Genomic DNA, 20,173 nt, shown 5'->3' with positions numbered 1-20,173 from the left:
ATCTGCATAAACGGCGTCAGAGAAACGCCGTCAATCATCAGCCGGTCCGGTCACCCACGCAGGGCCGTGACCAGTTCCATCAGCCAAGGCTCGGCGTCGGATTCCGGGGTGACGCTTTCGCTGGCATCCAGGCGCAGCATCGGTAGCACTTCACGCACGCCCAACTCGCCGAACAGCTCGCGCATCTGTTCGCCGCCGCCACAGAAGGTATCCCCGTAGCTGGCGTCACCCAGGCCGATCACCGCTCCGGGCAGGCCGCGCCAGGCGGCGGGCAACTGATCGCGAATCGTCGAATACAGAGGTTGCAGGTTGTCGGGCAACTCACCCATGCCGGTGGTGGAGGTCACGGCCAGGAGGGCGTCCGGGGCAAAAGCCTGCACGTCGGCCAAGGTGGCGCGCGGGTTGTGCCAGGTTTCAAAACCGGCCTGAGTGAGGATGCCTGCGGCGTGGCGGGCAACTTCTTCCGCCGTGCCGTACACCGAGCCCGAAAGAATGGCGACTTTCATCAATCTGATCCTGTAGTTGAGTGAAAGCCTGGGATATTAACAGCGACGCAAATATTTTCGGGGCCCGTCGTGCAAGATTCCGAAGTTGCCATAAACTGCTCCTTTGCACATAAAAGCCACGGAACGCTCAATGATTAACGCCAAGCTGATGCAAATGGTCGTCAACGCTTCCAACGATGGCATTGTGGTCGCCGAACGCGAAGGCAAGGACAAGCCGCTGATTTACGTCAACCCGGCTTTCGAACGGCTGACCGGCTATACGCTGGATGAAATCCTCTATCAGGACTGCCGCTTCCTGCAGTCCGGCGACCGCGACCAGCCGGCCCTGATGGCGATTCGCGAAGCCTTGGAGGATGGCGGTTCCTGCCGCGAAATCCTGCGCAACTACCGCAAGGATGGCAGCCACTTCTGGAACGAACTGTCGCTGTCTTCGGTGTATAACGCGGCCGACAGGCAGACGTATTTCGTCGGTGTGCAAAAGGACGTCACGCTTCAGGTCAAGGCCCAGCAACGGGTTACACAGCTGGAAGCGGAACTGGCCGGAGTCAAGGCTGAGCTGGCGGCGCTCAAGTCGACCAGCGGATCCAACAAAATTTAGATAAATGAATCACCAGAGGGGATAATGGCATTTTAATACCCCTATTGAGCCATCGTGATGCCACGCAACGCGCTTCTCACCCAGGATGAGCTGGATTTCATTCAGAGCATGCAGCACAACCCGCAACTGAACCAGCGGGATGCTTCGTCGAGCCTGACCGTCAACGGCGGCGTACAGATTCGCGACTTGCTCACCCGCCTGGCCGCCCACGATCACCTCACCATCCAGGCGCAGTTCGAAAACCAGCAACTGACTTTCCCTCTGCACCTGGTGGAAGATGAGTTCAATGCGATGCACCTGCGCCTGGGCGTGCCGAGCATTTTCGAGGACGGGCCGATGATTCGCCCATGGCGTCTGGCGCTTGAGGCCCCCGTGGCGTTAGAGAACGTCAGAGGCAACTCGAGCGCACTGTGGGTACATGAAGTGTCATTCAAGGGTGTGCTGATTGAGGTTCGCGGCCGCATCAAGCCGCCGAAAACCTTTTCCCTGTGGTTCAGCCCTTCCGGTTACGAACGCATTGCGGTGCGCGGGACGCTGGAGCGGGAAACCGCGCGGGGCCTGTTCGCCTATCGCCTGAGCCAGGGCGATGCGGATGAAACCGAGCGTCTGCGCCAGTTCATCCTGCATCAGCACCGCCTGATCCATCCCCACGTGCACGCCTGACGCTCAGGTATCCAGGCTACCACTGAGGAACTGTTGCAGACGGCGCTGCATCAGGCGCCCTTCATTGCCCAGGCAGCCGATCGAAGAGCCCGCCAACTCTGCCTGGGCCAGGTCTGACGCCGCGCCGGCCAGAAACACCGGGCAATCGAGGGTCAATGCCAAACGGCTCAAGCGCCCCACCAGATCATTGTTGTGCGAATGGTTGGAATAGATGACCAGTGCCTGGGGACGGATCTTTTCACAGACCAGTGTCAATTCATCCAGCGGCTGGCCCATGCCCAGCACCTTCACGGCCAGGTCTTCGCGACTCAGCAACAGCGCTGCCACCAGCAGTTCCAGTTTGCGGCACTCGCCCGGCATGGCCGTCAACAAAACCCTGGGCGCCGGTGATGCGCTGGCGACGTGCAGGCGCAAAAAGGTCTGTACGCGCAGGAAGGCATCGAAAAACAGCCATTCGCTGGCCTGGCCGAAACGCCCCTGATGGCGCAGCAGCTCGTTCCAGAGCGGCATGAGAATGTCCTGGAACGCAACGCTCAGGGGGTAAGTGGCAACAATCCGCCCGTAGAGGCTCTCCAGTTGCCGATCATCGAACGCCGTGATCGCGCTCAAAAGGCGTGTGCGCCACTGCGACCATTCGTTTTGCTCGATTGTGTCACGCTCGATACGCACCGCTTCGGCCTGCTGATCGTCGCGGGCGAGAATCTTGCCCACTTTGCTCACCGCCACCCCGCGTTCGATCCAGTCGAGGATACGATCCACGGTCGCGATATCGGTCTTGGAGTACAGACGATGCCCGCTTTCGGTGCGCACAGGCTGAATCAGCCCATAACGTCGCTCCCAGGCACGCAGAGTGACCGGGTTTACACCTGTCAATCTGGAGACTTCACGAATCGGATACAGTTGCTCGGAATCGTCTGATTCCAGATGCGAATCGCTGCTAACGGTGGCATGTGTCACGGGCATGGGTACCAAAAACCAGCGCTGATTGGGGGGTCATTTAACGCCTTTAAACCTGTCTTTTTCAAGCCTGTTGCATTTCGGACCAATGCCGCTGGCGTATTGCGCAAAAAAAGGAATAATTCTTGCCTGTCTGCTCCTGTGAAAAAGAGCAACGTCGCTGCACCACCCCGCAGCCTCGTCCATGCGCCACTTACCCGGTTGCGCGCATCTGTACATCTGGAGATACATAATGTCTACCTCACCCGTCACCCTGATGGTTGCGCGTCGCGTCGCCAAAGGACGCTACGAAGAATTGATGGCCTGGCTGCGCGAAGGCGAGCAACTGGCCACGGACTTTCCCGGCTACCTGGGCTCGGGCGTGCTCGCACCGCCGCCCCATGATGATGAATTCCAGATCATTTTCCGCTTCGCCGATGAAAAGACCTTGCATGCCTGGGAGTTTTCCGCCTCCCGCAGTGCCTGGTTGAGCCGCGGCAGCGAGCTGTTTGCCGACCCGTCCGAGCACCGCGTGCGGGGCATCGACGGCTGGTTCGGTGCAGTGGGCGCAAGGCCGCCACGCTGGAAGCAGGCGGTGGCGATCTGGCTGGCGTTTTTCCCGGTGTCACTGCTGTTCAACTTCGTGCTGGGCCCGTTGCTCAATCACCTGGACCTGGTGCCTCGCGTGCTGGTCAGCACCCTCGCGCTCACGCCGTTGATGGTTTACCTGTTTATTCCGCTGTCGACGCATCTGCTGGCGAACTGGCTGCACCCCGCGCCGGCAACACGCAAGGCCGCCGAAGCGGCGGCGTGAGTACAGGGGCGGCCCGTCGCTGGTATCATTCGAGCCTGCCAGCGATGCGAGCCTCCCATGACTGCAACGAACGCCCCGATCCTGATCACCGGCGCCGGCCAGCGTGTCGGCCTGCATTGTGCCCTGCGCCTGCTGGACGAGGGCCAGCCGGTGATTTTCAGCTACCGCAGCGAACGCCGCGGCGTGCAGGCCCTGCGCGAACGTGGCGCTGTCGGCATCTTTGCGGACCTCTCCAGCGAGGCCGGGATACTGGCGTTCATCGCTGAACTGAACACCCATGCTCAAAGCCTGCGTGCAATCATCCACAACGCCTCAGCCTGGGTCGCGGAAACGCCTGGCGACGAAAGTCGCGCGTTTACCGACATGTTCAGCGTACACATGCTTGCGCCGTACCTGATCAACCTGCATTGTTCACCTTTGCTGCAACGCTCATCACCTGCCGACATCGTGCACATCAGCGACGATGTGGTACGCAAGGGCAGTCGTCAGCACATCGCCTATTGCGCCACCAAGGCCGGGCTCGACAGCCTGACGCTTTCGTTTGCCGCGCAGTTTGCGCCGCGAATCAAGGTCAACGGCATCGCCCCGGCGATGGTGATGTTCAACGAAGACGACGACGCGGCCTACCGCGCCAAGGTCCTGGCCAAGTCGGCCCTGGGCATCGAGCCCGGCCCCGAGGTGATCTACCAGAGCGTGCGTTACCTGCTGGACAACCCCTATGTCACCGGTACCACCCTGACCGTCAACGGCGGGCGGCATATCAAGTAAGCCGTTTGTGAGGATGTTGTATGACTTTATCCCTGCCCCACCATTACCGTGAGATTCTCAAGGGCTTGGGTGAAGACCCGGAGCGCGAAGGTCTGCTCGATACGCCCAAACGCGCCGCCAAGGCCATGCAATACCTGTGTCATGGCTATGAGCAAAACCTGGAAACCATCGTCAACGGCGCACTGTTCGCTTCCGACAATGACGAGATGGTGATTCTCAAGGACATCGAGTTGTACTCGCTGTGCGAACACCACCTGCTGCCCTTTATCGGCAAGGCCCACGTGGCCTATATTCCGACCGGCAAGGTGCTGGGCCTGTCGAAGCTGGCGCGCATCGTCGACATGTTCGCCCGACGCCTGCAGATCCAGGAAAACCTCACGCGGCAAATCGCCGATGCCATCCAGGACGTGACCCAGGCCGCCGGTGTAGCGGTGGTGATCGAGGCCAGGCACATGTGCATGATGATGCGCGGTGTGGAAAAACAGAATTCAACCATGAACACCTCGGTGATGCTCGGCGCCTTCCGCGAGTCGAACACCACGCGCATGGAGTTTCTGCAACTGATTGGACGGAGCAAGTAGCAATGCCACAACTTCAACCAGGCATGGCGCGCATCCGGGTCAAGGACCTGTGCCTGCGCACCTATATCGGCATCAATGAGGACGAGATCCTCAACAAGCAGGATGTGCTGATCAACCTGACCATCCTGTATGCCGCCCAGGAAGCCGTGCGCGACAATGACATCGACCATGCCCTGAACTACCGCACCATCACCAAGGCAATCATCGCCCACGTGGAAGGCAATCGCTTTGCCTTGCTGGAGCGCCTGACCCAGGAATTGCTGGACCTGGTGATGAGCAACGAATCGGTGCTGTACGCCGAAGTCGAAGTGGACAAGCCCCACGCGCTGCGCTTTGCCGAGTCGGTTTCGATCACTCTGGCCGCCAGCCGCTGATAGTAAGTGAGCCCTATGAACGACCAACAACGCCTCGAACTCGAAGCCGCCGCCTTTCGCCGATTGGTGGCCCACCTGGACAGCCGCAAGGATGTGCAGAATATCGACCTGATGAACCTAGCCGGCTTCTGCCGCAACTGCCTGTCCAAGTGGTACAAGGCCGAAGCCGACGAACGCCAGATCGAGGTCAGCCTCGATGACGCCCGTGAAGTGGTGTACGGCATGCCGTACGCCGAGTGGAAAGCCCAATACCAGAAAGAAGCCAGCGCCGAGCAACAAGCGGCGTTCGCCAAAGGAAAACCCCATGATTAGGCGCTTGCCGAGCGTTAATTAGAAATGTTCATGCTGGATCCTGAGGCGCGTTTCCCTCACCCTCGTCCCACCCTTGACGTTGAATCGCAACCGAACATTTTATTCTGCGGCCAGATACGCTAAAACTCTAAGTGCTAAGCCAGCTTGGAAGGCAACTTATGGCAATAACGCAAAACACCCGTTGGGTGCAGGTGGACAGCCCCCTCGGCGGCGATGTCCTGCTGCTGCAGAGCATGACCGGCAGTGAAGAGCTGGGGCGTTTGTTCCACTACGAATTGGACCTCACGTCCGAAGATCAGGCGATCAAGTTCGACCAGTTGCTGGGCAAGCCGATGGGCCTGAGCCTGGAACTGTTCGAGGGTGGCCGTCGCCACTTTCACGGCATTGTCGGCAGTTGCCGACAGCTGACCGGCCATGGCCAGTTCGCGGGCTACCGCGTCAGCCTGCGGCCCTGGTTCTGGCTGCTCACACGCACCTCGGATTGCCGGATTTTCCAGAACAAGACAGTGCCGGACATCATCAAGCAGGTATTTCGCGACCTCGGTTTCTCCGACTTCGAAGACAGCCTGAGCGGCAGCTATCACGAGTGGGAATACTGCGTGCAGTACCGCGAAACCAGCTTCGACTTCGTCAGCCGGTTGATGGAGCAGGAAGGCATCTATTACTACTTTCGCCATGAAAAGGCGCGCCACGTACTGGTGCTGGCCGACGCCTACGGTGCCCATTCCACAGCGGCAGACTACGCCTCGGTGCCTTTCTACCCCCCCGATCGGCAAATGCGCGAGCGCGATCATTTCTACGATTGGCAACTGGCGCGGGAAGTGCAATCCGGTTCGCTGGCGCTGAACGACTATGACTTCCAGCGCCCCCGTGCCAGCCTTGATGTGCGCTCCAGTGTGCCGCGCAACCACAGCAACGCCGATTACCCGCTCTACGACTATCCCGGTGAATACGTACAGAGTAACGATGGCGAGCACTACGCGCGTACCCGCATCGAAGCCATTCATAGCCAGTTCGAGCGCGTGCAGTTGCGCGGCTGCGCCCGCGGCCTGGGCTCCGGCCATTTATTCAGACTGACTGGCTACAACCGTGAGGACCAGAACCGCGAATACCTGGTGGTGGTCGCACGCTATCAGATCCGCCAGGAACTCTATGAAAGCGGGCACTTGGAACTGGCCGAGCAGTTCATCAGTGAGCTGGACTGCATGGATGCCAGCCAGGCCTTCCGCCCCCTTCCCTTGACCCCCACGACCATCGTCCGCGGGCCGCAGACCGCCGTGGTGGTTGGCCCCAGTGGCGAGGAGATCTGGACCGACCAGTATGGCCGGGTCAAAGTGCACTTCCACTGGGACCGCCATGACCAATCCAACGAAAACAGCTCTTGCTGGATTCGCGTATCCCAGGCCTGGGCCGGCAAGAACTGGGGAGCCATGCAGATCCCGCGGATCGGTCAGGAAGTGATCGTCAGCTTCCTCGAAGGCGATCCGGATCGGCCGATCATCACAGGTCGTGTCTACAACGCCGAACAAACGGTGCCCTACAAGCTGCCGGCCAATGCCACCCAGAGCGGTGTGAAAAGCCGCTCAAGCAAAGACGGCTCACCCGCCAACTTCAATGAAATCCGCATGGAGGACAAAAAAGGCGAGGAGCAACTGTTTATCCACGCCGAGAAGAACCAGGACATCGAGGTCGAGAACGACGAGACCCACTGGGTCGGCCATGACCGCAGCAAGACCATCGATAACGATGAAACCGTGCACGTCAAACACGACCGCACAGAAACGGTGGACAACAACGAAACCATCTCCATCGGTGTGAACCGTACCGAAGATGTGGGTAATAACGAGAAAATCAGCATCGGTGTCAATCGCACCGAGCACGTGGGCAGCAACGAGACCATCACCATCGGTGCAAACCGCACGGAAAAGGTCGGTGCCAACGAAAAGATCACCATCGTCAGCAACCGCACCGAAGAGGTAGGTGGCAACGAGACCATCGACATCACGGGCAACCGTAATGAAACGGTCAACGGCAACGAAGGGATCGAGATCAACGGCAACCAGAGTACCCAGATCGGCCAGAACGAATCCCGTGACGTCGACCGGAACCGAACCACAAGCATCAAGCAGAACGACAGCCTGGACGTTGGCAAGCACTTTTCCCTCACCGCCGGCGACTCCATTACCCTGACCACGGGCGCGTCCAGCATCACCATGAAGAAGGACGGCTCCATCACGATTCGCGGCAAGAACATCATCATCGACGGTTCCGGCGCCATCAACCTCAAGGCCAACAAGAACGTGGTGATCAAAGGGCAGAAGATCCTGCAGAACTAGGACATGGAGGTATGTATATGACGGTTCATTACCCGCTACCCACCCAGGCCCGCATCGACGGGGTAGTCATCGGCACCCTGCTCGACCTGCCGACTGCCGGCGCGCCCACGGTCACCTACCCAGGTTGCCCGAACAGCAGCGGCATCGTCGCTCGTTGCACCGCACGGCTAAGCCCGGCGGATATCGGCAGCCCGGTGGCGCTCATGTTCGAAGATGGCGACCCGGTACGCCCTCTGGTGATCGGCCTTCTGCTTGGCGCACAGGCCGCACCGGCTCCCGTCGCCAGCGTGCGGCTGGATGAGCAGTGCCTGGAGTTGAGCGCAGAACGCGAGATTGTGCTGCGTTGCGGCAAAGCCAGCATCACCCTGACCCGCGCCGGCAAAGTGATTATCCAGGGCGCCTACCTGTCCAGTCGCTCCAGCGGAGTCAACCGCATCAAGGGCGGTTCGGTGCAAATCAACTAGGCAGGTAGTCGCACGATGGAATTGCTCAATGCCAGCAAACTGATGACTGCCTATACCTTGGGCATGGGCCGCGATGGGCGCGAATCCCTGGTGGTGGTGGCCAAAGGCACTTTTAATCTGCCGCTGGACGGCCGCGCCCTGACCCTCGCAGACAGTCAGCAACCGCTATTGATGGCAGACACCTTCCTCGGCGAGCCGGGCCTCAGCGCCCCGCTGCAGGAAATGGACTTCGCCCCAGTCAAGCCCTTCTGCGATGTGCTGGTGTGTGGCAAGGCCTACGCGCCCGGCGGGCGGCCCGTAACGCAGTTGACGGCGGGTATTCGCGTGGGTCGGGTGAGCAAGGCTTTTTCCGTCCTTGGCCCGCGGCACTGGCAGTTGGGACTACTGGGTATATCTCCCGGCTCGCCGCAACCTTTTACCGAACAGAGCATCTCCTATGCCCAGGCCTACGGTGGCTCCCATCCTATGGTGAACGCCCCCGAAATGCGTGACGGTTACCGGGACAACCCAAGCGGTTGTGGCTGGTACCCGCGCGGCCTTGATAACGCCTACATCGTCGGCAGGCCAATGCCCAACACCGAGGAAGTGGGCAAACCGATCGACAACCCCTGTGGTGATTTTCGCCCTATGGCCCTCGGCCCCATCGCTCGTAGCTGGCCGCAACGCGCGCGCTTCGCCGGTACCTACGACGATGCCTGGAAGGCCGACTGCTTTCCGTTTCTGCCAGCGGACTTCGACACCCGCTACTTTCAGGCCGCCCCTGAGGACCAGCAGATCGAATACCTGCGCGGCGGCGAGGATGTACGACTGCTAAACCTCACCGCCCAGGAGCAGGCGGGCTTTCGCATCCCTGAAATGGAGGTGCCGGTGACCTTTTTCCTGAAAAAAGGCGGCCATGAAACGGTGTCAGCGGTGATCGACACCCTGCTGATCGACACAGACGCTCGCCAGGTGCAGTTGACCTGGCGTATCTCCCGTCCGCTACGGCGCAACATGTTCGAGATTGCCCAGGTGCTGGTCGGCACGATGTCCACCGGCTGGTGGCGCGCCCGAGAACTGGGTAAAGATTACTACCCGTCGCTGCGCGCCCTGATAAACGCCAGGCGCGCCCCAGAGGAAACGCACTGATGCGTGCGCTGAGCATTATCGGCTCCGGCATGGTCAGCGCTGTCGGCCTCAGTGCACCGGCCAGCTGCGCGGCGATCCGCTGCGCCATCGACAACTTCCAGGAAACCCGCTTTATCGATCGCGGCGGTGAATGGCTCATTGCCGCCAGCGTGCCGCTGGAACAGCCCTGGCGCGGCCGCACCAAGCTGATCAAGATGGCCGCCCGAGCCATTGCCGAGGCGCTGCACAGCACCCCCAACATCGACCCGGAAAAGACCCCGCTGCTGCTGGGGCTGGCAGAACTCGAGCGCCCCGGCCGCCTCGAGGGTCTCGATAAAGGGCTGCTGCACGCCATCGAAGACGAACTGGGCCTGCGTTTTCATCCCGCCTCCAGCATCATCGCCCATGGCCGGGTCAGTGCCGCCGTGGCACTTCTTGATGCACGCACGCTGATCTACCAGGGTGGCCATCGCCACGTGCTGATTGCCGGCGTCGACTCCTTCCTTAGCGGACCAACGCTGACCGCCTTCGAACAACGCGAGCGCCTGCTCACCCGTCAGAACTCCAACGGTTTTATCCCCGGCGAAGGGGCTGCAGCCGTGGTGCTGGCCGCCCTCGTTGCCAGTGAAAAGCCGCAATTGACCTGCATCGGCCTGGGTTTCGGCACGGAACAGGCCACGGTGGAGTCCGAAGACATCCCGCTACGCGCCGAAGGCCTGACCCAGGCCGTGCGCGCGGCCCTGAGCGAAGCCGGTTGCGGGTTGGAGCAGATGGATTATCGCCTGACGGATATTTCCGGCGAACAGTATTACTTCAAGGAAGCCTCCCTGGCCCTGAGCCGCAACCTGCGGGTACGCAAGGAGTTCTTCCATCTCTGGCACCCGGCCGACTGCATCGGCGAAGTCGGCGCCGCCATCGGCCCGGCGATGCTCGCCGTAGCGCTGGCCGCCAGCCGTAAGGGCTATGGCGAAGGACCGAACATTTTTTGCCATCTGGGCAACGACGCCGGCCAACGCGCCGTCGCACTGCTCAGCTACCAGACCGTGAGGGCTGCCTGATGGCCAACCAAGTATTTGCCAACAATATGGAAGTGTCCTGCAAATCGGCCGACGGCAAGTCGATCGCCTGCTTTCCGGATGTCTGCTTCACCCCCCCCGTGGCCCCGCCTACCCCGCTGGGTGTGCCCATCCCCTACCCCAACACCGGCATGGCCAAGGACACGACCAAGGGCAGTCGGACGGTGAAGATCAGTGGTAAGGAAATCATGCTCAAGGACCAGAGCTACTTCAAGACCAGCTATGGGGATGAGGCTGGGAACGCCCCCAAAAAAGGCGTCATCACCAGCAAGATAAAGGGCAAGGTGTATTTCACCTCCTGGTCGATGGATGTGAAATACGAAGGGAAGAACGTTGTCCGACACATGGACCTGACCACCCACAACCACGCCTCCCAACCGGGCAACACCATGCCCTGGACCTACACGGACCGAATGGCACTGGCCAAGGATTTGTCCCAATGCGAGGGAGAACGAGACCGGGCAAAAGACGCTTGCGGGGATACCAAGCAAAAAATGATCTGCCCGGATATCACCACACTACTGGCCGCGACCAAAGCCAGGAAAGCCGCTAAAGACGCGGCAGGCGACGGTTTTAAAGATAATGCGGCCTATGCGGGCAAACATGCCGAAGTCCAGGGCGAGTATTCGACCCTGGCCAAGACCATCAACAGCGACGCGTGCCAAAAGGCGATGCGCTGTTTTCTTGCGCCGTTCAAACCCAACAGATGCTGCCCGGGACAAACCGGCGACCACCTGATCGATTCGGCGTCCTTTACCGACGGACCGGCCTTTCCCGGCCAACCCAGAAGCAAGCACCCCACCAAAGCCGGCTGGAGCAAATACCGGACCGACAAAGCCCCGGTGATGTGTGCAGAGGGGCCCAATCAGACCACCGCCACCCACGGCCAGATGCATACACGGCGTGGGGTGGTGGCCTTGCATGAAGCCGATACAAAGGGTGAGTGGCCAAGGGCAAAGGCCACGCAGACTGGGGCCTTGGCGGCCAAGAAAACCTTTCCGGACTCCGACTGCAGTCAGGAATGTCTGGAAGCTCAGTTGAACAAGTATCACGACAAAGTAAAGGATCCAGGCAAGGAAAAACCGATCAATGCCTGCGCGTCGATGACCAGCAATCAAGACGAGCGCAATAAGGCTCAGGCCGAGATGAAGCCTATCAGGCGTGGCCGTTAATTTACTCACATCAGGAGACCAACATGGACACTCGAGACCCAGCATTCCGCGGCCTCAGCATTGGTACTGGGGTCGTTCGCTACTCAGATCTCAGCTATTTGATTACTACGAACGACCTTTCTATCAGCGAAGGCTACACCGGTTCGATAATGTTCAACCTGGACTGTGGAGACTGGTACGCAGGGACAGTGCCATGGCTTGCCTGTTCAGGAACGGTCTGTCATATCCCGGCTGAGCGCTTCCTGGCATTGGGCATTGATGGATCTATAGAAGCCAGTGGCGGTGGCGAGGTAAAGGAAGAAGCCCCCATCGCCAACTGCGGCGTAGACCCCAAAAAACGCGGCCCTCTGCGTGAAATCCGTGGCATCGCCAAAGGTCGAGCCTATGCCGTAGGCACCTGTCGGCAAGCCTATGTTCGCGAAGACGAAGACCAGTGGCGATGCATCGACCAGAGCGCCCAGGTCGGTGACACCCCGATCACCGACACCAGCTTCGAATCCATCGATGGCTTCAGCGAACAGGAAATCTATACCGTCGGTTGGGAAGGGGAAATCTGGCAATACGACGGCGCCCGCTTCACCCAGCAGAACAGCCCGACCAACCTGGCGCTCTACAAGGTTCGCTGCGCGCCGGACGGCTTCGTCTACGCCTGCGGCCAGCTCGGGACCTTGCTTCGCGGACGCAATGATCAGTGGGAAATGATCGAACATGAAAGCACGGAGGAGGACCTCTGGGGCATGGAAGTTTTCGATGGACAGCTTTATGTGTCTTCCACGCATTTCGTCTACCGGCTCGAGGACGGCAAACTCAAGCCCGTCGACTTCGGTGACGACGTTCCACTGACCTGTTATCACCTGAGCGCGGCCGACGGGATCATGTGGTCCATCGGGCCCAAGGATGTCATGCAGTTCGATGGTTCGACCTGGACGCGGTGCCTGCGAATTGACTAACCCAACGCTCCTGCCCTGCCCTTGCATCAGGAGCGACGACTGATGAACACACTTCCCGTCGTCCTTGACCTGCATGCTGAAGAAGCCAGCTTCCTCGCTGTCCTGCGTGACTACGCATTACGCGCGCCACATTACGACTTGGACGATCTCGGCAAACTGGAAGACCGTATCGACGCTCATCTCGATGGCCTGCGTATCGCCGGCCCCGCCGGCCTGGAAACCTTGCTGGCCCAACTCGGCCCACATACGGTTGGCGAGGTGTTCGCTGGCGTGGTCCTGGCCTTCGAGACACACAATACGAACGGGTTGGCGCAGCTCAGCGAGCACGTGAGAGAGGCTGTGGAAACGGAGCGAGGTTACCTGATGGCCTTGGGGTGGCTCGATTGGGAGTGGGTAGCGCCCTGGATCGACCGCATGCTCGCCTCCCCCAAGCCCCTGTTCCGCCGCCTCGGCCTTGCCGCTTGCGGTATGCATCGCCACAATCCCGGCGCTGCGCTGCTTACGGAGCTTTCGCAAGCCGACCCCAGCGTACTGGCACGTGCCGCCCGCACGGCCGGCGAGCTGCGTCGGCATGACCTGATGCCGACCATTCGTGCCCACCGTCTACATCAAGATGCAGCGACGCGCTTCTGGGTCAATTGGGCCACCGCACAAATGGGCGATGAGTACGCCCTGGAGCCACTGCGCCCCTTCGCCGAGCAACCGGGCGAGTTCCAGTACCGCGCGCTCTGCGTCCTGTTGGCCTGGCAACATCCTGAGCACAGCATCGCCTGGATACACCAGTTGATACAGAACCCTGAGCAGCGCCGCATCGGCATTCAGGCCATTGGGCTGCTGGGTAATCCCGTCGGCGTGCCGTGGCTGATCCAGCAGATGAGCGACCTGCCTTATGCCCGCGTCGCCGGCGAAGCCTTCAGCCTGATGACCGGCGTAGACCTTGCGCTGCTCAATCTGGAACTGCAGCAGTTGCCGGATTTCGATGCTGGCCCGAACGACGACGCCGAGGACTCCAATGTCGTCATGGACCCCGATGAGAACCTGCCCTGGCCCGACCCGCAGTCAATCGCCGTCTGGTGGCAGGCTCATGAAGGCGATTTCCAGACAGGCGTCGGCTACATACTGGGGTTGCCTCAAAGCGAAAGCAGTTTCAAGCAAGCGCTTGCCGGGGGCCTGCAACGCCAGCGCATTGCCGCCGCCTGTGGTATCGCCCGCTTTCGGCCGAGCGACGTGCTTTTCCCGACCAGCGCACCGGTCAGGCGACAAAAGAAGTGCTGGAACGTCCGGGGCGATTAATCCTTCGGTAGTTAAAAATCGCAAAAAAATTGCATCCGGTAAACGATTGATTTATGAACGATAAAACTCACATAACAGTAGTAAGGCTGCAGAAATCATGACTGACTTGAACTCCCTGCTCACCAGCCTCAACAGCGGTGAACACGCGTTTGCCGATACCCTGGCCTTTGTTGCTGCCGGCTACGACTACCAGCCTCAAGGCTTCACCAACGGCGGCGTGGAAAACGCTGCCGGGCAAAACGAAGGTTCGTGCAAGACCTTGGGGTTGGCGCTGCTGGAAGGCTTGAGCGACCAGCAAGCGCTGCGGGCGTTTGGTGAACATTACCGTTCGGTGGTGGCCACGCCGCAGGGCAGTGACCACGGCAATATTCGCGCGTTGATTGCCCACGGGCTGGCAGGTGTGAAATTTGCGGCACAACCCCTGACCCGAAAATCCTGAGTCAAATGCAAATCAAAATGTGGGAGGAGGCTTGCCCCCGATAGCGGTGGGTCAGCCAACTATTCATCAACTGGTACATTGCCACCGGGGCAAGCCCCCTTCCACCTTTAAATTGCACTCATAAAAAAACCGGCCTCGCAGCCGGTTTTTTTTAATTCAACGGGTTCAGAACGAAGCGTTCTGCAGACCGTCCAGGTACCGCTCGGCATCCAGGGCCGCCATGCAACCGGCACCGGCGGAGGTAATGGCCTGGCGATACACGTGGTCAGCCACGTCACCGGCGGCGAAGATGCCTTTGATGTTGGTGGCAGTCGCATTGCCTTCGCGGCCGCCCTGCACCACCAGGTAACCGTCCTTGGCTTCCAGCACACCTTCGAACAACGAGGTGTTCGGGGTGTGGCCGATGGCGATGAACACGCCGTCGACTTTCAGCTCGTCGAAGCTGCCGTCGTTGTTCTTCAGGCGGGCACCGGTCACGCCCATGTTGTCGCCCAGGACTTCGTCCAGGGTGGCGTTGAGCTTGAGGATGATCTTGCCTTCAGCCACACGGGCGTGCAGCTTGTCGATCAGGATCTTCTCGGCGCGGAACGTCTCACGACGGTGAACCAGGGTCACGGTGCTGGCGATGTTGGCCAGGTACAGCGCCTCTTCCACGGCGGTGTTGCCGCCGCCGACAACAGCGACCGGCTTATTGCGGTAGAAGAACCCGTCGCAGGTCGCGCAGGCCGAAACGCCCTTGCCCATAAACGCTTCTTCGGACGGCAGGCCCAGGTAGCGGGCGCTGGCACCGGTAGCGATGATCAGTGCGTCGCAGGTGTAGACGCCGCTGTCGCCGGTCAGGCTGTAAGGCTTCTTGGAAAAGTCGACTTTGTTGATGTGATCAAACACGATCTCGGTTTCAAAGCGCTCGGCGTGTTCTTTCATGCGCTCCATCAGCACCGGGCCGGTCAGGCCGTGGACGTCGCCAGGCCAGTTGTCGACTTCGGTGGTGGTGGTCAACTGACCGCCCGCCTGCATGCCGGTGATCAGCAGCGGCTTGAGGTTGGCCCGGGCAGCGTAGACGGCAGCGCTGTAACCGGCAGGGCCGGAACCGAGAATAATCACTCGCGAATGACGGGTATCAGACATGACTCGCTCCTATCGACCGCCCGGACTACAAGACGGCTGGAATAAAAAAGGACCGCGAAGCACTTGGGGAAGGCTTGAACTCGCGGATCCTGAAAATAATGGGTGCAGCGTATAGAGGGGGGCAAGATTAAGGAAATACGGAATAACAATCCAGCTCATAGGTGGTCTCTATGCAGTCACCCCGTTCAATCGATGGGTTTGTTACCGCTGATGTCGCCGCTTTCGCCTGGGATACAAAGCCGGTAAGGTCGGCGCGTTCGCCCCTTTGCTCGGAGTTCTCCATGCCCGCCCCCGCTCTTTCCGGCCCGCAGTACCTGCGTGAAGGCCTCAAACTGGTGTTGAGCCCTGGCCTGCGCCTGTTTGTGCTGCTGCCGCTGATGATCAATCTCGTGCTGTTCGTCGGTTTGATCTATTTTGCCGGCCATCAATTCAGCCTGTGGGTCGACCATTTGATGCCGACTCTGCCCAATTGGCTGAGTTTTCTGAATTACCTGCTTTGGCCTTTATTTGTGGTGCTGGTGGTGCTGATGGTGTTTTTCACCTTCACGATGCTCGCCAATATCATCGCGGCGCCGTTCAATGGCTTTCTCTCGGAGAAGGTTGAAGTGGTGGTACGCGGCACCGATGACTTCCCGGCCTTCAGCTGGGGCGAGTTGATCGCCATGGTGCCGCGCACGCTGGCCCGTGAATTGCGCAAACTGGGCTACTTCCTGCCGCGAGCCATCGGCCTGTTTATCCTGTCGTTCATCCCGGTGGTCAACCTGATCGCGGCGCCGTTGTGGCTGCTGTTCGGGGTGTGGATGATGGCAATCCAATACATCGACTACCCGGCCGACAACCACAAGTTGGGCTGGAACGAAATGCTCGCCTGGCTGCGCCAGAAGCGCTGGCAGAGCATGAGCTTCGGCGGCGTCGTCTACCTGGTGCTGCTGGTGCCGGTGGTCAACCTGCTGATGATGCCGGCGGCGGTGGCCGGGGCCACGTTGTTCTGGGTGCGTGAGCAAGGCGCCGAGGCGATGGCCGTGCCGAAAGTGACCCGGTCATAAATCCATCATCTGCATGACACAATGGCGACATGGCCCACAGCGACACTGTGGGTCATGACGACCGCTTTGCTTCACATCACCCTCATCACCGAAACCTTCCCGCCAGAGATCAACGGGGTGGCCAATACCCTTGGCCGCTTGTGCGAAGGATTACGTGCGCGTGGCCATCAAGTCGAACTGGTACGCCCACGCCAGGGCGCCGACCAGAGCCGCCCCAGCGACGACGAATTGCTGCTGTGCCGTGGCTGGCCATTGCCCGGTTACCCGGGCCTGCAATGGGGCCAGTCGTCTATGCACAAGCTGCTGCGGCGCTGGACACGGCAGCGCCCGGACGTGCTGTATATCGCCACCGAGGGGCCGCTGGGGCTGTCGGCACTGCGTGCGGCGCGGCGCTTGGGGATCAGCGTGGTCAGCGGTTTTCATACCAATTTCCAGCAGTACTCCAACCAGTACGGTTTGAGCCTGTTAAGCCGCCTGGTCACGCATTACCTGCGCTGGTTTCATAACCGTTCCACGTTGACCTTGGTGCCCAGCGCCAGCCAGCGCCTGGAACTGGAGCGGCGGCATTTCGAACGTCTGGGGATGTTGTCACGCGGGGTCGACAGCCAGCTGTTCCACCCGGCCAAGCGCGACAACACCCTGCGTGATAGCTGGGGCTTGGCAAACGATGATATTGGCGTGCTGCACGTTGGGCGCCTGGCCCAGGAGAAAAACCTCGCGCTGCTCAAACGCTGCTTCGATGCCCTGCAGGCAACGTACCCACAACGCCGGATGAAGCTGATCATCGTCGGCGATGGTCCGCAACGCCCGCTGCTGGAACGCGACCTGCCCGATGCGGTGTTCTGCGGCACTCAGCGCGGCGAGGAGCTGGCACGGCATTACGCCTCGGGGGATCTGTTCCTGTTTCCCAGCCTGACCGAAACCTTTGGCAACGTGGTGTTGGAAGCGATGGCTTCAGGATTGGGCGTAGTGGCTTATGACCAGGCGGCGGCCACCCAGCATATCCGCCATGGCTACAACGGCGTATTGGCGATGCCGGGGGATGAAAACGCGTTTTGCGATGCGGCCATTTGGCTGCTGGAAGAACGGGAGACGTTGCGCAGGGCGCGCTTGAATGCCCGCCAACATGCCAGCCGCCAGGGCTGGCCGGCGATTATCGAGCAGTTCGAACATCAACTCCGTGGGGCGTGCGGCGAGCAGCCTGCGATTGCAGGGGCGTCGCGCTTGATCTGACGGGCTTGATGGGCCGTCGGATCAAGCGCGGGCAAGCGCCGCTTAGACCAGGGTCGTCAACGCTTCACGACTGAACGGCAGGATGTCGCCCTCACGACCTTCACGCACCTTCACCGCCCAATCCGGGTCAACCAGCAGCGCGCGGCCCACGGCGACCAGATCGAATTCATCGTTGTTCAGGCGCTCCAGCAGTTTCTCCAGGCTGGCCGGCTGCGCGACTTTGTCGGTGTTGACCATGAACTGCAGGAACTCGCCATCCAGGCCGACGCTGCCGACGGTGATGGTCGGTTTGCCGGTGAGCTGGCGTGTCCAGCCGGCCAGGTTGAGGTCGGAGCCTTCGAATTCCGGCTCCCAGAAACGGCGAGTGGAGCAGTGGAAAATATCCACGCCGGCGTCGGACAACGGCTTGAGGAACTCGCCCAGCGCCTCGGGGGTTTGCACCAGGCGCGCGGTGTAATCCTGCTGCTTCCACTGGGAGAACCGGAAGATGATCGGGAAGTCCGGACCGACGGCAGCGCGGGTGGCCTGAATCAACTCAATGGCGAAACGCGACCGGTTGGCCAAGCTGCCACCGTACTCGTCGGTACGCTGGTTGCTGCCTTCCCAGAAGAACTGGTCGACCAGATAACCATGGGCGCCGTGGATCTCAACGCCGTCCATGCCGATGCTCTGGGCATCCTTGGCGGCTTGGGCGAAGGCGTTGATCACCTCCTTGATGTCTTGATGCGTCATGCCATGCACCACCACAGTGCCATCCTTGAGTTTTTCCATCGGGCCATAGGCCGGCACGCTGGCGTCGGGCTCGGTGCCGATGCGGCGCACGCTGCCCACGTGCCACAACTGCGGGACGATCTTGCCGCCTTCGGCGTGTACCGCATCGACGACTTTCTTCCAGCCCGTCAGGGCGGCTTCACCGTAGAAGTGCGGCACATTGGGGTAGCCATTCGAGGCTTGATGACCGACCACGGTGCCTTCGGTGATGATCAGGCCTACGCCGGCAGCGGCACGGCGACGGTAGTACTCGATGACTTTGGAGTTGGGAACGCCACCCGGCGAGAACGAGCGGGTCATCGGTGCCATGACGACGCGGGTCGACAGTTGCAACGCACCGAGCTGGAAGGGTTTGAACAAGGCTTGGACGGGCATGGGGCACTCCACGAAAGACGGGGTTTATGACGTGGATAATATGGGGAGCGCAAGGTGCTGGGTAGCACTATTGATCTGGGTGATTAAGGGGTAAAAGTGGCACAACCCGGTTGCCGCTGACCTGTAGTGAGCGGGCTTGCCCGCTCACCACAAAAGCCTCCTGGAGGTCTTCAGGCCAGGGCTTTTTCGATGGCCTGGACGATCGTCGGATCATCCGGCGCAGTACGCGGGGAAAAGCGTGCGAGCACCCGCCCATCCTTGCCCAGCAGGAACTTCTCGAAATTCCAGGTGATGTCCCCAGGAAACTCGGCACCCTCGCCCGCCAGCAAGCGGTACAGCTGATGACGGTCAGGGCCGTTGACCTCAAGCTTGCTGCCCAGGGGGAAGGTCACGCCGTAGTTCAGGCTGCAGAATTCCTGAATCTCTTGCTCGGTACCCGGCTCCTGGCCCGCAAATTGATTGCACGGCAGGCCAAGCACGGTAAATCCCTGGCCTTTGTATTGCTGATAGAGGTTTTCCAACGCCGCGTATTGCGGGGTCAAGCCACACTTGGACGCCACATTGACCACCAGCACGACTTGCCCCTTGAAGGGGGCCAGCGGCAGCTCTTGTCCGTCCAACGCTTTGAGTTTCAGGTCGTGGAAAGCACTCATGACGAACTCCAGATATTCCATGTTCTTTGCATTACGATGCTTGGAGATTACAACCCGCAAGCCTGCAATCATAGACGCCGATGACAAAACTCGCCTGCGGGTTACTGAGCGGTCGGCCACGGCAAAATCGGGATGGCGGTCACCGCGTTCTGCGGGCTGCCTTCGATCAGGCGGTCGCTGTAGACCAGGTAGACCAGAGTGTTGCGCTGCTTGTCGAGGAAACGCACCACCTGCATGGTCTTGAACACCAGTGAGGTGCGCTCCTTGAACACTTCGTCGCCGTCCTTGAGTTCACCCTTGAAGCGAATCGGCCCGACCTGGCGGCAGGCAATCGATGCTTCAGCACGGTCTTCGGCCAGGCCCAGGCCGCCTTTGACGCCGCCGGTCTTGGCACGCGACAGGTAGCAGGTCACACCGTCGACCTTGGGGTCATCGAACGCTTCAACAACGATCCGGTCGTTGGGGCCGACAAACTTGAACACCGTCGACACCTGGCCGATTTCCTCGGCCGAAGCCAGCAGCGGCATGGCCAGCAGCAGGCCGAGCAATCCCTTCATCACGCGCATCGTGTACTTCCT

General features: G+C 60.4%; 23 protein-coding genes. 17 read left to right on the top strand and 6 right to left on the bottom strand.

The annotated features are described in order from the left end of the window. Positions 1-50: 50 nt before the first annotated feature. A complete protein-coding gene (locus V6M90_RS25250; RefSeq protein ID WP_305427784.1) occupies positions 51-506 on the bottom strand; it encodes a flavodoxin in 456 nt (151 codons plus the stop codon). Between the two features lie 130 nt (positions 507-636). Between V6M90_RS25250 and V6M90_RS25245 the strand changes: the two genes are divergently transcribed. After that, positions 637-1,104, top strand: coding sequence for a PAS domain S-box protein (locus V6M90_RS25245; RefSeq protein WP_003176023.1), 468 nt, complete (start codon positions 637-639; stop codon positions 1,102-1,104). Between the two features lie 57 nt (positions 1,105-1,161). Beyond that, the gene (locus V6M90_RS25240; RefSeq protein ID WP_003176024.1) at positions 1,162-1,767 is read left to right on the top strand and encodes a hypothetical protein; all 606 of its coding nucleotides are present in this window, start codon (positions 1,162-1,164) and stop codon (positions 1,765-1,767) included. 3 nt (positions 1,768-1,770) lie between these two features. On the opposite strand, the gene V6M90_RS25235 is transcribed toward V6M90_RS25240, so the two are convergent. Then, positions 1,771-2,730, bottom strand: coding sequence for a MerR family transcriptional regulator (locus V6M90_RS25235; protein WP_050784889.1), 960 nt, complete (start codon positions 2,728-2,730; stop codon positions 1,771-1,773). Between the two features lie 226 nt (positions 2,731-2,956). Between V6M90_RS25235 and V6M90_RS25230 the strand changes: the two genes are divergently transcribed. The 13 genes from V6M90_RS25230 (at position 2,957) to V6M90_RS25170 (ending at position 14,389) form a co-directional block, all read left to right on the top strand. Then, the gene (locus V6M90_RS25230) at positions 2,957-3,517 is read left to right on the top strand and encodes an antibiotic biosynthesis monooxygenase (RefSeq protein WP_141064796.1); all 561 of its coding nucleotides are present in this window, start codon (positions 2,957-2,959) and stop codon (positions 3,515-3,517) included. Between the two features lie 57 nt (positions 3,518-3,574). Next, the gene (folM, locus tag V6M90_RS25225; protein ID WP_141064795.1) at positions 3,575-4,285 is read left to right on the top strand and encodes a dihydromonapterin reductase; all 711 of its coding nucleotides are present in this window, start codon (positions 3,575-3,577) and stop codon (positions 4,283-4,285) included. Between the two features lie 20 nt (positions 4,286-4,305). Further along, entirely contained in the window at positions 4,306-4,866 is a 561-nt protein-coding gene (folE, locus tag V6M90_RS25220) for a GTP cyclohydrolase I FolE (protein WP_003176028.1), read from the top strand. Positions 4,867-4,868: 2 nt separating this feature from the next. Then, positions 4,869-5,240, top strand: coding sequence for a dihydroneopterin triphosphate 2'-epimerase (folX, locus tag V6M90_RS25215; RefSeq protein ID WP_003176029.1), 372 nt, complete (start codon positions 4,869-4,871; stop codon positions 5,238-5,240). 15 nt (positions 5,241-5,255) lie between these two features. Further along, positions 5,256-5,552, top strand: a complete 297-nt coding sequence (locus V6M90_RS25210; RefSeq protein WP_003176030.1) for a DUF1244 domain-containing protein — start codon at positions 5,256-5,258, stop codon at positions 5,550-5,552. Between the two features lie 158 nt (positions 5,553-5,710). Next, the gene (locus V6M90_RS25205; RefSeq protein ID WP_141064794.1) at positions 5,711-7,888 is read left to right on the top strand and encodes a type VI secretion system Vgr family protein; all 2,178 of its coding nucleotides are present in this window, start codon (positions 5,711-5,713) and stop codon (positions 7,886-7,888) included. 17 nt (positions 7,889-7,905) lie between these two features. Continuing rightward, complete coding sequence (locus tag V6M90_RS25200) at positions 7,906-8,352, top strand: DUF6484 domain-containing protein (protein WP_305427785.1); 447 nt, start codon at positions 7,906-7,908, stop codon at positions 8,350-8,352. Between the two features lie 15 nt (positions 8,353-8,367). Beyond that, the gene (locus tag V6M90_RS25195; protein WP_305427786.1) at positions 8,368-9,480 is read left to right on the top strand and encodes a DUF2169 family type VI secretion system accessory protein; all 1,113 of its coding nucleotides are present in this window, start codon (positions 8,368-8,370) and stop codon (positions 9,478-9,480) included. Further along, positions 9,477-10,517: a hypothetical protein gene (locus tag V6M90_RS25190; protein ID WP_141064792.1), complete on the top strand. Its 1,041-nt coding sequence runs from the start codon at positions 9,477-9,479 to the stop codon at positions 10,515-10,517. The genes V6M90_RS25195 and V6M90_RS25190 overlap by 4 nt, the downstream gene beginning before the upstream one ends. Next, positions 10,517-11,707, top strand: a complete 1,191-nt coding sequence (locus V6M90_RS25185) for a PAAR-like domain-containing protein (protein WP_003176037.1) — start codon at positions 10,517-10,519, stop codon at positions 11,705-11,707. Before V6M90_RS25190 ends, V6M90_RS25185 begins: the two co-directional genes overlap by 1 nt. A 23-nt stretch (positions 11,708-11,730) precedes the next feature. Next, a complete protein-coding gene (locus V6M90_RS25180; protein WP_332847298.1) occupies positions 11,731-12,657 on the top strand; it encodes a beta propeller repeat protein in 927 nt (308 codons plus the stop codon). Positions 12,658-12,699: 42 nt separating this feature from the next. Next, entirely contained in the window at positions 12,700-13,950 is a 1,251-nt protein-coding gene (locus V6M90_RS25175) for a TIGR02270 family protein (protein WP_003176039.1), read from the top strand. 97 nt (positions 13,951-14,047) lie between these two features. Then, positions 14,048-14,389, top strand: coding sequence for a HopJ type III effector protein (locus tag V6M90_RS25170; RefSeq protein ID WP_332847297.1), 342 nt, complete (start codon positions 14,048-14,050; stop codon positions 14,387-14,389). 165 nt (positions 14,390-14,554) lie between these two features. Here V6M90_RS25170 and trxB read toward each other — a convergent pair whose 3' ends face one another. Next, complete coding sequence (trxB, locus tag V6M90_RS25165) at positions 14,555-15,517, bottom strand: thioredoxin-disulfide reductase (protein ID WP_332847296.1); 963 nt, start codon at positions 15,515-15,517, stop codon at positions 14,555-14,557. Between the two features lie 281 nt (positions 15,518-15,798). Between trxB and cysZ the strand changes: the two genes are divergently transcribed. Then, the gene (cysZ, locus tag V6M90_RS25160) at positions 15,799-16,563 is read left to right on the top strand and encodes a sulfate transporter CysZ (protein WP_003176042.1); all 765 of its coding nucleotides are present in this window, start codon (positions 15,799-15,801) and stop codon (positions 16,561-16,563) included. Between the two features lie 54 nt (positions 16,564-16,617). Beyond that, the gene (locus tag V6M90_RS25155; RefSeq protein WP_003176043.1) at positions 16,618-17,796 is read left to right on the top strand and encodes a glycosyltransferase family 4 protein; all 1,179 of its coding nucleotides are present in this window, start codon (positions 16,618-16,620) and stop codon (positions 17,794-17,796) included. Between the two features lie 42 nt (positions 17,797-17,838). Here the strand turns inward: V6M90_RS25155 and V6M90_RS25150 are convergent, their stop codons facing one another. The 3 genes from V6M90_RS25150 to V6M90_RS25140 form a co-directional block, all read right to left on the bottom strand. Next, complete coding sequence (locus V6M90_RS25150) at positions 17,839-18,942, bottom strand: NADH:flavin oxidoreductase (protein WP_003176044.1); 1,104 nt, start codon at positions 18,940-18,942, stop codon at positions 17,839-17,841. Between the two features lie 170 nt (positions 18,943-19,112). Continuing rightward, positions 19,113-19,595 carry a glutathione peroxidase gene (locus V6M90_RS25145; RefSeq protein ID WP_003176045.1) on the bottom strand — a complete coding sequence of 161 codons (483 nt, stop codon included), beginning with the start codon at positions 19,593-19,595 and terminating at the stop codon, positions 19,113-19,115. Positions 19,596-19,696: 101 nt separating this feature from the next. Then, complete coding sequence (locus V6M90_RS25140; RefSeq protein ID WP_003176046.1) at positions 19,697-20,161, bottom strand: CreA family protein; 465 nt, start codon at positions 20,159-20,161, stop codon at positions 19,697-19,699. Positions 20,162-20,173: the final 12 nt, after the last annotated feature.

Source organism: Pseudomonas lactucae (assembly GCF_036688725.1).
Lineage (GTDB): Bacteria > Pseudomonadota > Gammaproteobacteria > Pseudomonadales > Pseudomonadaceae > Aquipseudomonas > Aquipseudomonas lactucae.
The sequence above is the reverse complement of the archived record's forward strand: the minus strand, read 5'-3'. Positions and strand labels throughout refer to the sequence as shown.